Below are 11,856 nucleotides of genomic sequence, written 5' to 3'. Positions count from 1 at the left end.
TCGTTTATTAATCAAATGAGAAAGTACATTTTTAGTGTTTTAATAGCTTTACTGTCTTTGCCTGTGATTGCTCAACAACAGCAGTCCCAGGCCAAAGTCATTCTTGACAAAACGGCAGAGGCGTTTCGTAAAGCTGGTGGCGTGAAGGCTGATTTTACTGTAAAGGCTGTGGCAAACGGCTTGGTAGAAGGTGCTGAAAACGGAACAATTCGGTTGAAAGGAGAGAAATTCGTACTGAAAACATCTGATATCATCACTTGGTTTGACGGAAAAACGCAATGGAGTTATGTGACAAAGAATGATGAAGTGAATGTCAGTAATCCGACGCAGGAAGAGTTACAGCAGATAAATCCGTATACCTTTCTGTATATGTATCAGAAAGGATTCTCTTATAAGTTGGGGACAACCAAAACGTTTCATGGAAAAGCTGTTTGGGAAGTCGTTCTGACTGCCAGGGATCAGAAACAGGAGTTGGAACGTATCACTCTTTTTGTGACGAAGGACACTTATGAACCTCTATATATTTTGCTTCAGCAGCGTGGACAGCAGACACGTAATGAGATAACCGTTACAAGTTATCAGACCGGGCAGAATTATATGGATCGTGTTTTTACTTTTGATAAAAAACAATATCCCAATGCAGAGGTGATAGATTTGAGATAACATGTTTTTATAACAAAACAATAAAGATAAATTAAAATGGCAGAAATAGAAAAAGTGAAATGCCTGATTATAGGTTCAGGACCTGCCGGATATACGGCAGCGATTTACGCAGGACGTGCAAATTTATGTCCGGTACTATATGAAGGATTGCAGCCGGGCGGCCAGTTGACTACTACGACAGATGTAGAAAACTTTCCCGGTTATCCGGAAGGTATCAGTGGCCCGCAGTTGATGGAAGATTTGCGTGCACAGGCGAGCCGTTTCGGAACAGATATTCGTTTTGGTATCGCTACGGCAGCAGATTTAAGCAAAGCTCCTTATAAAATAACAATTGACGGTGATAAAGTGATTGAAACGGAATCATTGATTATTGCTACCGGGGCAACTGCTAAATATCTGGGACTGGAGGATGAAAAGAAATATGCCGGAATGGGTGTAAGCGCTTGTGCTACTTGTGACGGATTTTTCTATCGTAAGAAAGTGGTTGCTGTAGTTGGTGGAGGTGATACTGCTTGTGAAGAAGCGGTTTATCTTGCCGGTCTTGCATCCAAGGTATATCTGATTGTCCGTAAACCTTTCCTGCGTGCATCGAAGATTATGCAGGAACGTGTCATGAACCACGAGAAGATTGAAGTTCTTTTTGAACACAATGCAGTTGGTTTGTTTGGTGACAATGGCGTAGAGGGTGTAAACCTGGTGAAACGTTGGGGTGAACCGGATGAAGAACGTTATAGTTTACCTATCGACGGTTTCTTCCTGGCTATCGGACATCAACCGAATACTGAAATATTTAAAGAGTATATCGATACGGACGAAGTAGGTTATATTATTACAGACGGTGATAGTCCTCGTACGAAAGTGCCCGGAGTTTTTGCAGCAGGAGATGTGGCCGATCCGCATTATCGTCAGGCTATTACAGCCGCGGGAAGTGGATGTAAGGCTGCCTTGGAGGCAGAACGTTACCTTTCTTCCAAAGGGCTTGTGTGATAAATATATCTTCGGTGTAAACGAATGAATGATAATTATGCCTTTTGGGGTGTGATTGATTATAAATAAAACGGTGAACATTAGTATTAAACTAGCGTTCACCGTTTTGTTATTCAGGTCCGGAATAAATGATGCGGATTCCACGTGCTGTTGGGTCAGCACTGTGAAATCCGCATAAAATATAGTTAGCTTTGTTTAATAAGCTTCTATTTCATCAATCCATAATTCGGCAGGAATAACTTCCGGACCATTGTTCTTTTCAAAGTTAACTCCATTGCGCAGTGTGCCGCCATTCTTAATCTTAACTTTCAGGAAGGTAGCCTGTGTTGGCTCAAATTCAATGGAATCAGTGAATGCAATTCGTCCTGTTTCCGGATAATCGTGTTTCAAGGCTTTTTCAGCTACCGGAGTGTATTGTTTGCCATCTGCTGATACTTCTACGGCAACTCCTCCTGCAGGAAGAATTCTCATAGCCGGATTGAATAAAGAGCCGAAAATTATTTTGCTGATTTGTGTCGGCTTATCCAAATTAACGATAAATTCCAAGTCTTTACCTTCAACAATGCCGAAGCTGCACCACGGAGTATAAGAAGCGTTATTACCTCGTTTACCGTTGGTCAGTCCGAAGGTTGTCTTGTCAGCTCCTAATACATCGTTTTCATCAAATATATCGCCTGTCCATCCCATCTTATAATTAACAGTATAGGGCTTTCCTGTTAATAAATTACCATACAATGGTTTGTGAGCTACTTTCCCTAACATCTTTCCGTCTTTGAAAGCAACAGCTTTCAGGTCGATATTTCCTTCCAGAGCGAAAGGCTTTTCGTACAGAGTGGATGCTTTGTTTGGTTCACTGCCATCCGTAGTATATCGTATTTCTGCATTCGGATAGAAACTTTCCAGCATTACCATTAAAGGAGCGTTTTCATCCGCGTGCGTATTTACGTTTACGTCAAAGAAGTTGAGACAAGGTTTGGTGTTCATTACTTCCAAACGTTCAAATTCAGTTACCATTCGTTCGCAGAAATTCTTCCAGTCTTTGTTTGCGTTTTGTGTCCAGGCCGTTTCGGCAATAGCCATTGCACGCGGGAAGGCCTGATAGTCTGTACGTTCGGAAGTCTGCATATATTCTCTCCATATATTGCCTTGTATTCCGATGATATGCTTCTTGGCAAGCTCGTCTGCATCATCCGGGACAGGGTTGTAACTATATGTTTTTTTCAGTGTGTTGTATCCGCCGATAGTAGTCGGGGCAATTTCCGGTTCTTCCTGGTAGTAGTCCAGATATACATAAGGGTTCGGAGTCATGATTGCATTATGTCCGGCTTTGGCAGCGTTCATTCCTCCTTCTACACCACGCCATGACATAACAGTCGCATTTGGAGCCAGACCACCTTCGAGAATTTCATCCCAACCAATGATGTTCCTGCCTTTGCCATTCAGATATTTCTCCATGCGGGTTACAAAATAGCTCTGCAACTTATCTTCTTTACTATGCTTTATTCCGTCCGTCTTGCTGGGAGTCGTATCATCCTTCAGTCCTAACTGGCGGATTAGCTGCTGGCAGAAAGCACTGTTCTTCCATGCTGTCTTGGGACATTCGTCGCCACCGATGTGAATGTATTCGCTAGGGAATAATTCAATTACTTCATCCATCACTCCTTCAAAGAATTTGAAAGTTGTTTCACTCGGACAGAATACCTGTTCGAATACACCCCATGTAGGAGATACTTTATAAGTCTGTGTAGAATCACATGACAGTTCCGGATAGGCAGCCAGTGCAGCCAACGCATGTCCCGGCATTTCTATTTCGGGAACAACGTTGATATATTTACTTGCAGCATAAGCTACTACATCTTTGATTTGTTCCTGTGTGTAATACCCTCCGTGTTCTTTTCCGTCGAATACTTGCGGATAATTTACATAGTAATAGTCTACCAATGTCTTTTCACGTTTAGAACCGATTTCTGTCAATTTAGGATATTTCTTGATTTCGATTCTCCATCCCTGATCGTCTGTCAAATGCCAATGGAAAACATTCATCTTGTTCATTGCCAGCAAGTCGATAAACTTGTAAATATAGTCAATCGGTACATAATGGCGGCAAACATCCAGCATCAGTCCGCGGTGAACAAAACGGGGCGAATCTTCTATTTCTACAGCAGGAACCGACCAGTTTGCTTTCTTATCCAACTGGTTTCCGTAAACCGCCGGAGGGAGTAACTGATAAAGTGTCTGTACGCCGTAGAAGAACCCGTTCGGTTGAGAAGCGGTAAGCGTGATGAGACTGGGAGTAACGGATAATTTATATCCTTCCTTCGGCATACCTTCTTGTACAACAAAGCAGATTGCTGATTTTCCATCTGCACTTTCTGCCTCTTTCAACGAGATTCCTGCTGTCTGTTTTAAACGTTCGGCCAGGCTGTCGGCAATACCTTTAACTTCCGGAGCATTGGCAGGAATTACCAGACTGACTTTGCTGTTTAGTTCAAAACGTCCTTCCTGTGGGAGAATTTGATTGGGTTTGGGAACGATGTTGTACTCGTTCACCGCTTCTTTTGTCTTTTGGCAACTGGGGGCAATCATAAGCAGAGACAAAAGAAGAAGAGAAATACTTTTCTTCATGGTCAAAATGTGTGTTAAGTTATAAATAGATTTGATAGGGCAAATGTACTTGTTTTAATGATAAGTTCCAATGATATGGAAATAAAAAAGCCGGAAGGATTCCGGCTCTGAGCTAAAGTTTTAGATTTACATAGTTATATATTAAGAGAGATGTTTTATTTCAGAAGTTGTTCTTCAATGATTTGCACATACTTTTCCGGCGTAGCACCAACCTCGATTATCGGTTTGCCGCCTACCGGGATGAAGAATAACGTAGGTAATGCCTGTACACTAAAATGGCTACATAAATCTTTTTCTTTATCAGCATTTACCTTATAGAATATAACTTTTCCTTTATATTTTTCAGCTAGTTTCTCCATTTCCGGAAGTAGACGCATACATGGACCGCACCATGTAGCCCAAAAATCGATAACTATCGGTTTGTCTCCATTATAGATGAAATCATTTCCTTTTCGGTAGTCGAAAATGTGTTCGAGGAAGAACTGGCGGGTAATTGGATTCAATTTACCATCTTCAACTTTGGTTTCCGTCACTTTAGCTTCCGCTTCCGGTATAGGAACCATATCGAATGGTTGAAAGTAAATTTTCTGATGAATATAGTCAATAGATATAATTCCGTAGTCCAGTATCTTTTTGCCTAATACGGAACGTTTCAAGAATGGGTTTTTCACTGCTATGGCATCTTCAATCTTTGTTTTTACAAACATCGTTTCAGGTAGGATGAGGCTTTCCTCTTCTTTCCTTGTTTCTTTATATCCATTGGAGACTTTTTGGTTACTTCCTTTGGTATATTGTGTGTTCCATGTATTGAAATCTGCTTCAGTAAGATTCACCAATCCTTCACTCCATGTATCCAGGACAAGAGATATCGGCTTTCCCTGGATGTTTATCGGGCATACTACTCCTAATCCCGTTATCAGGTTGAAATTTTCCCGATAGTTAAGTTTCATATAAGAAGGGCGGTAGGGCTGTGTAATCGTAATTTTCTTCCGTTGCATGTCAATGGTTAATACAGAAGTGCGGAAAACAGCACCACTTAATACACCCATAACCCCTAGCTTGCGTAGATAAGGTTCGTCTTCTAATGTGAAAGCCGGAAGATCGTTTGCAAATGTATTTTTACCAATAGCTACTGTTCCCATTTCATATACCTTTCCAACAGGTACCTGTTTAAATACAAAATCTTGGTAAGAACTAAAAGTTCCTCTCTTTTCTGTATTGATGTGTAACTTTTTGAGAGCTTCAGGAAGTAGAGCGTTATGTCCCGATAAATCAAGGACAAAGTCAGCTGCTTCACCATTTATAGTGGCTTCCACGATAATTTTTCCATCAATAGTTTTGAATGGAATGACCTCTGTCATACTGTTTTGTGTTTGTGCACTGATGCCTCCTGTAATACAAAATGCAAGCAAACAGAGATACATTTTAGTTATTATTCGTTTCATATATTCTTTCTGTTTAAAGTTTATTTCTCTTTCCTGATTTCAATTCTTTTCTCTTGATTATATTTTTTGATGATAATATAGCCGGTATCACCAGGTATAGCATTCATAATTTCTTCTACGGCCATCTGGCTCATGGGGCAATCTTTAAGAGAAGTTCCGTTGATATTAATCACTTCGTCGCCGAAAGCAACTGCATCTTTCATGCTATCCCATATAGTTGTAATTTCGAATCTTTCGTTGCGCGGTAATATGCTTACGTTCCAAAGAGCGGGAGCACCACCCATGTCGATTTTTCCTTCTTCAAATGGGAGGAAGTAAAAACGTCTCCGCATATAATCAATAATTACTTTACCATATTTCAGTAGATCCACCCCGATGATAGTTCCATTCATGACAGTTGTTGTACTACCTACGTTTGTGAATTCTTTTCCCATGATATTGATGGAAGGTACAGATACTTTTTTAATATCTACCGGCTTGCCCAACCCTGTTATTCCGGCAGCTACGATACCATATCCATGATTGGTAACTTGCGAAATGTCAGCCAACCTGTTGTAATCTTCCGTACAATAAAGCAGAAAGCCTCCTGCACCTGTGTCGAATAGAACTTTTAAATCATTGTTTCCTAAGCGAACGTTGACAATGGAATGATGTTCAGTTTCATCTAACAGCGGAATTCCATCTGTAACCTTTAACTTTTCGGGACGATAAGGATAGTTGATTACCATTATTTTAGAACGGGAATCGAATGTTACTACCGACTGTGCAAAGGCATCTCCTCCAAGAATTCCGACAACTCCCAGGTCTGTGAAGAATGGATTCTTAGGTAGTACCATCGTTTTCAACTGTTTGATTTTGTAGTTCTTTCCGATGGAAACATTTTGTACGTGGGCTTCCTGATAGTTGGAGCCTTGTGCATTCACATCGGAAATGCGCATATATCCTGCGGCAGTAGCTTTCATTTCAGTTGCGGCGTCATACATAGTCCCGGTTCTTCCTCCTGTATCGACGATGTATTTTACATTTACACCATTAACAGTAACGGGTATAATGATTTTCTCCTGAATGAATTCATAAGGAATGGTATCGCAAACCTTATTCTGGATTTGCGCTACCATTTCTTGTCCGCAGTTTAGAAATAATAGCAGCCATAAGACGGTCAGTATTCCTATTCTTTTCATGTCATTCTTTTTTGTAGATAATATTTTTTATTCCGGAAGCAGTCTCAATCGTTAGCTTCGTCTGTTTTTTCTCTTTCAATTCCGGTATTCCGTTCAGAATACTTTCGCAGAAGTCATATTTCTTAGCAGGTTTGCCATTAATCTTAATCACTTTGTCTCCTACTTCTATCTTACCTTTCGTGCTACTCCAGACGGTAGATACATATAAGTCTCCGTCTTTGACCGTCAAATCGAAGTTGTTGCATTGATTGTTGATTTCATTATCCGGTTGGAAAGCTTCAAAATAGAATCTTCCACGTGGATAGTCGATAGTCACTTTCCCGTATTGTAATAACTTTACACCTAGTAATGTATAAGGGTGTTTGTCTGTATGGGTCGTCAGGTTGCGAAATTTAGTGGCTCCTACTGATAATAAAGGAATATGTACTCTATAAGAAGAAGCTTTGTCTGCTTGTCCGGCTACACCGATACTTCCTTCCCCATATCCTTCAGAAACGACTTCCATAGATGCCTCCGGTTTAATTCTCTCGAAATCACTTTCAATAAGAGATAACAGACTGGGACTTCCTGTGTCAAATAATACAGTAATGTTGCTGACTGGAGCTATCTGTATATTGATAATCGGCATACCACCTCCTTTCGTGAAATTCAGCATTTTCCGTAAAGATACTGTGGAAGGCTTTTCTGCAGATGTGACTATGATATTTTTAGCTTGCGAATCAATGTTGACAATAGTATTTGCAAATAAATCGCTGCCGATGATGCCATCTACTCCAAAACATTCCCAGCCTTTTACTTCATTGATGATTAGCGACGGGGCATTTTTAAAGTTAATAACATCATCGGGAGTTGTCAGATTTTCTATTCGCGTAGTTTTGTAATAGCTTTCCACGTTGTTCACATCTGTCACCTTCATAGAGTCTGTTGCTGTTATTTGTAGTGCTTGACAGGCTTTAGTGGTAAGTGCGGTGCGCCCTCCGGTATCAAAGATAAAAGGGCGTGCATTGCCGTTCACTTTCATTTCGATAACCATTTTTTCGCCTACTATCCGATAAGGTATAGTTGCTTTATATTGTTGGGCGAATAAAGGGACCGCCATGCAAAAGGCAATGACGGTTCCTATTAGACGAGTATATCTCATAGATTAATCTTTATTTGCTGACTTTTTCTGCTTCCAAGATTGCTTGATAAGCATTTACGATACCTCCGGAAATACATAGGTCATCAAAAAGGAATAAATCCTGTGAAGGTCTATCGTCCACGCGGATTCCTTTTTCTACTTCTACACCTTTGCGTGAAGTGGCGCTTTTTAATAATATGTCACGGATTTGAGAGCCGGTCAGTTTAGGAAAATAAGATTTTACCAAAGCAGCTACGCCAGCTAAGGTGGCCGAAGCCATTCCTTCTCCGCTTCCTTTTTGATAGGTATCACCCATATAAGATGAATAAATGTCTGTTCCCGGAGCATAGATATCAAGAGTAGTTGCACCGTAATTAGTATTCAATACCGGATTTCCATTCTTGTCTGAGGAAGCAACTACCATAAAATTAGTAAGTTCTCCTTCTTTATTCATCTTACGGTTGGGAAAGAATTCATCTTTATCCATATCTACTGATAGATCCCAAACCGGAACTATAACTAATGCCCCTTTCTTCTCTGCCTCTTTCAACGCCTCTGACACCCATTGTTTCTGCTCTTTCGGATATATGGAGTTTTGTTCCGGTAATACGATTACATCTGCACCGTGGTTTACTGCATAACGGATGGCCAATGCCATATCTTTCAGGTATGGTTCTCCTTCTCCCGGGTGGATGCGTAAGGTCATGATTTTTGCATTGTCTGCAATACCGTTACTTCCGATACCATTGTCACGCTTAGCTGCGATAACACCGGCCTTCATTACGCCTGTTGCCGCATCAGATGTCAACAGTACATTATTACCATAATGCGTATCGTTAATATCCAGAGGATTATCACCTACAATTTCTTTTCGATTATCACTTCCGTATCTCTTTAAAGCCTCTTCATAAGACGCTTTACCTGTTTCTACACTTTTCTTTCCCATATTCTGATAAACAGGTTCCCATTTATCCGTATTATAGATGCTGAAATAGTAGGCAGTAAATACAAAAGCGACTTCAGAAAGACTGTCTCTTTCAGCTTTGGGATCATAACAACTTTGGAAGTCCTCAACGGTCAGCTCTTTTCCGGGAAAACGTTTTTTCATGTCTTTATCGAACTTTTCAACATATTCTTCTATAACATAAGATAGTTGAAGACCGCCGTAAGCTCCACCGATTCTTGATTCCGGCATGACTTTATAGCGATAGTAATTATATTCTTCTATGTTTTCCGGTGCGGGGACTTCTTGGCGTTTTCCATTGACTATTTTATAATACTTTTTTCCGTCAAAGATATAATCAGCGTATTTATCTTTGAGACGGAAGAATTCACGTTCTCCTTCGCGTGTCAAAGCTTCCATTATTTGGCCGTCTTTACCACCGATGAAGTTCCAGCCATTGATGTCGTCAACAAACCCGTTTTTATCATCATCTTTCTGGTTTGACTTTTCTTTTGGGTTGATCCAGATTGCGTGTTTCAGGTCTTCGTGTTCTACGTCCATTCCGGTTCCGATCAGTGCAACAACCGGTCTTTTCTTTGCTTTCTTTTTGTTGGCTTTCAAGTAATCATAAGCTTTGTTTACTTCAGCTCCGTATACACTGTCCTGGTTGAAAGAACAGTTAAACCAGTCCAGTTCGGATTGTTTTTTTTGTGTTTCTGCCTTTGGTTTGATTAACTGGGCTGATACAGTAACGCTGATGAAACAGCATACGATTGGAAATATAAGTTTCTTCATTGTCAAAAGAGTTATAATTTATATAGTTTGTTTATTGTCTTATTTTTAAAATGGCTTCGCGTACTTGTTCACCCCGAACGTTGCGTGCAGCAAGTTTGCCTTCTTTGTCAATGACTACAAGGAAAGGGATGGAGTAGAAGCCGTAAGCAGTCTGGATAGCACTTGGAGTCTTGCTGTTTTTAGGGAATCCTGCCTTATCCCATAGCATCACCCACGGCAATTTTTCTTCATCCAGCATTTTTCTCCATTTTGCTTCGCTGTCATCCAGCGAGACACTGATGAATTCCAGATCGTCAGCCTTCAATTCATTGTATATGGTTAGCATACTACGCATCTCTTTACGACAAGGACCACACCAGGAGGCACAGAAGTCAAGTACGACAATTTTCCCACGGAAGTCTTTCAGACTTACGTTTTTTCCGTTGGCATCTGTGAAAGTAAAGTCGGGACATTCTGCACCAATGATTTGGTGGGAGAGGATTTCTACCCTGTTTACCAGCCATTTGGCAGATAAAGACTTTCTGTCTTGTTCCGGTATCATGTCCAATAGCATTTTGTTGGATTGGTAATCATTTACATCTGCCAGATAGGCTAATGCAGATGCCATGGAGGGAGTTAGTTTTCCTTTGACGGAAGTGGAAATCGTTGCTATATCCGGGTCTTTTTCTGCTGGCATATAGTTTTGTAAAGTCAGAAACGGATCGATGCCAGTGAATGAAAGCGAACTTTGTTCAGGGTTCTTTTCGTCGAAGTAGCCATTGATTGTTACCGGGTTATTTTCCAGATAAATATTCTGTTCGGTTTCTCCTAAATAGAGTTTGTAGACATCAGGAATGATGTTTATTTCATCGGTACTGAATGTGTTATTAGTACCGATGATGCAGCTTAATACAACGCCTTCATTCATATCTTTTATTTGTAAAGTCGTTGGCTTTAATACTTTTATTCTTCCTGATATTCTTAGCCCGTTATTTCCCCATACAGTGGTACCGCATAAGAGTAATATGGTTAATAATAGATTTTTTACTTTTGTCATTATTATGAGTTTATAGTTCATTATCAGAGTTGTTATTCTTCATCTGGAGTCTCCGGTATTGGAGGTAAAGGTAAATCCCAGTCTTCCGGTCCGTTGGCTATTGCTTCCAGATCGATCTGATATTTATCTTTTAAATATTTCTGTACGAAAGCAAACTTTTCGGTGAGAAAAGGATATTTATCAGCCGGATATACCTCTGCTAGTCGTGCTTGGTTATAGTACATGGAAAGATGCATATATCCTATAAAAGTCTCTTCATTGGTTGGAGGATAAGAGTTGTTGGCTGGTTCGCTGATACTATTGAATACATACGTGTTTACACTTCCCGGATATCCTCTGGTAAGATAATAGTTTGGGTCATCTTCCATTCCCAAGCCTGCTATCAGATTAGTGACATGGTCGAATCCCACTTCAAATTCTTCAGGTATAATGATGTTTCCGGCTTTTACTGCTTTTTCCAATACGGGAGCCAATATCATTTTCCGGCGTCTGTCAAGGAGTGCTCTGTCTGTGGGGATTAAATAAGGATCGCTGGGATTGTCTTCTCCAAACATACAAGTGCACCAATAATCCAGCCCATCGTAATTTTCGTGTATGGGTACAATCCAGCTTGCTAGGATTACGCCTCCAACTTCTAATACGCTTTTGCTATAGACATTGTATCCCAAATACCAATACATAGGCAGAACTTTAGATGTGATCGGCGGATTCAAGTATGCAAAGATATGCTTTTTCATAAATTCGACATAGTAATTGGTCATTTCGTCGTTTACACAGCCTTGGCCTTCGTAGCCACTACCATATGATATGCCTGTCCAGCTGCGATTAAAATCAGCCCTTTGCAGATCTTTATAAATAAGATATACATTATAGTCTTCGTATATTTGGGCGATGTCATCGTCCCAACTATTATTTCCTTGAGGTACTTTAAAGCGTAATTCAATGCCTCCTTCTGTAGGAGTCAGTGTGTCTTCTTCATAACATGAGGTGAATAATGCCATACAAGCAAGTAATCCCCATAATATATATATTTTTTTCATATTCATTTCTTTTGTTTAATT

9 protein-coding genes are annotated in these 11,856 nt (G+C 40.3%); 2 read left to right on the top strand and 7 right to left on the bottom strand.

The window, feature by feature from the left end:
* Positions 1–15: 15 nt before the first annotated feature.
* Together DW862_RS09835 and trxB are read left to right on the top strand one after the other, a co-directional pair.
* Positions 16–663, top strand: coding sequence for a LolA-like putative outer membrane lipoprotein chaperone (locus DW862_RS09835; RefSeq protein ID WP_120067982.1), 648 nt, complete (start codon positions 16–18; stop codon positions 661–663).
* A 36-nt stretch (positions 664–699) separates the two neighbouring features.
* Positions 700–1,650, top strand: a complete 951-nt coding sequence (gene trxB / locus DW862_RS09830; protein ID WP_004315443.1) for a thioredoxin-disulfide reductase — start codon at positions 700–702, stop codon at positions 1,648–1,650.
* Positions 1,651–1,845: 195 nt separating this feature from the next.
* On the opposite strand, the gene DW862_RS09825 is transcribed toward trxB, so the two are convergent.
* From DW862_RS09825 to DW862_RS09795, 7 genes are all read right to left on the bottom strand, one after another.
* Complete coding sequence (locus DW862_RS09825) at positions 1,846–4,275, bottom strand: glycoside hydrolase family 20 protein (protein WP_120067980.1); 2,430 nt, start codon at positions 4,273–4,275, stop codon at positions 1,846–1,848.
* A gap of 155 nt (positions 4,276–4,430) precedes the next feature.
* Positions 4,431–5,720: a thioredoxin domain-containing protein gene (locus DW862_RS09820; RefSeq protein WP_074707517.1), complete on the bottom strand. Its 1,290-nt coding sequence runs from the start codon at positions 5,718–5,720 to the stop codon at positions 4,431–4,433.
* Between the two features lie 20 nt (positions 5,721–5,740).
* Positions 5,741–6,901 carry an aspartyl protease family protein gene (locus DW862_RS09815; RefSeq protein ID WP_120067978.1) on the bottom strand — a complete coding sequence of 387 codons (1,161 nt, stop codon included), beginning with the start codon at positions 6,899–6,901 and terminating at the stop codon, positions 5,741–5,743.
* 1 nt (position 6,902) lies between these two features.
* Complete coding sequence (locus tag DW862_RS09810) at positions 6,903–8,042, bottom strand: aspartyl protease family protein (protein ID WP_120067976.1); 1,140 nt, start codon at positions 8,040–8,042, stop codon at positions 6,903–6,905.
* 10 nt (positions 8,043–8,052) lie between these two features.
* Positions 8,053–9,759: a S8 family serine peptidase gene (locus DW862_RS09805; RefSeq protein WP_120067974.1), complete on the bottom strand. Its 1,707-nt coding sequence runs from the start codon at positions 9,757–9,759 to the stop codon at positions 8,053–8,055.
* Between the two features lie 31 nt (positions 9,760–9,790).
* Positions 9,791–10,795, bottom strand: a complete 1,005-nt coding sequence (locus DW862_RS09800) for a TlpA disulfide reductase family protein (protein ID WP_032811708.1) — start codon at positions 10,793–10,795, stop codon at positions 9,791–9,793.
* A gap of 32 nt (positions 10,796–10,827) precedes the next feature.
* Complete coding sequence (locus tag DW862_RS09795) at positions 10,828–11,841, bottom strand: hypothetical protein (protein WP_004315453.1); 1,014 nt, start codon at positions 11,839–11,841, stop codon at positions 10,828–10,830.
* Positions 11,842–11,856 lie beyond the last annotated feature (15 nt).

It is taken from the genome of Bacteroides sp. AM37-9, from assembly GCF_003603455.1.
In the GTDB taxonomy this organism is placed as follows: domain Bacteria; phylum Bacteroidota; class Bacteroidia; order Bacteroidales; family Bacteroidaceae; genus Bacteroides; species Bacteroides xylanisolvens.
This window is presented reverse-complemented; position numbering and strand designations above follow the sequence as displayed.

Coding starts and splice junctions, on each gene's coding strand:
- DW862_RS09835 (WP_120067982.1), top strand. CDS start 16: ATGAGAAAGTACATTTTTAGTGTTTTAATAGCTTTACTGTCTTTGCCT.
- trxB (WP_004315443.1), top strand. CDS start 700: ATGGCAGAAATAGAAAAAGTGAAATGCCTGATTATAGGTTCAGGACCT.
- DW862_RS09825 (WP_120067980.1), bottom strand. CDS start 4,275: ATGAAGAAAAGTATTTCTCTTCTTCTTTTGTCTCTGCTTATGATTGCC.
- DW862_RS09820 (WP_074707517.1), bottom strand. CDS start 5,720: ATGAAACGAATAATAACTAAAATGTATCTCTGTTTGCTTGCATTTTGT.
- DW862_RS09815 (WP_120067978.1), bottom strand. CDS start 6,901: ATGAAAAGAATAGGAATACTGACCGTCTTATGGCTGCTATTATTTCTA.
- DW862_RS09810 (WP_120067976.1), bottom strand. CDS start 8,042: ATGAGATATACTCGTCTAATAGGAACCGTCATTGCCTTTTGCATGGCG.
- DW862_RS09805 (WP_120067974.1), bottom strand. CDS start 9,759: ATGAAGAAACTTATATTTCCAATCGTATGCTGTTTCATCAGCGTTACT.
- DW862_RS09800 (WP_032811708.1), bottom strand. CDS start 10,795: ATGACAAAAGTAAAAAATCTATTATTAACCATATTACTCTTATGCGGT.
- DW862_RS09795 (WP_004315453.1), bottom strand. CDS start 11,841: ATGAATATGAAAAAAATATATATATTATGGGGATTACTTGCTTGTATG.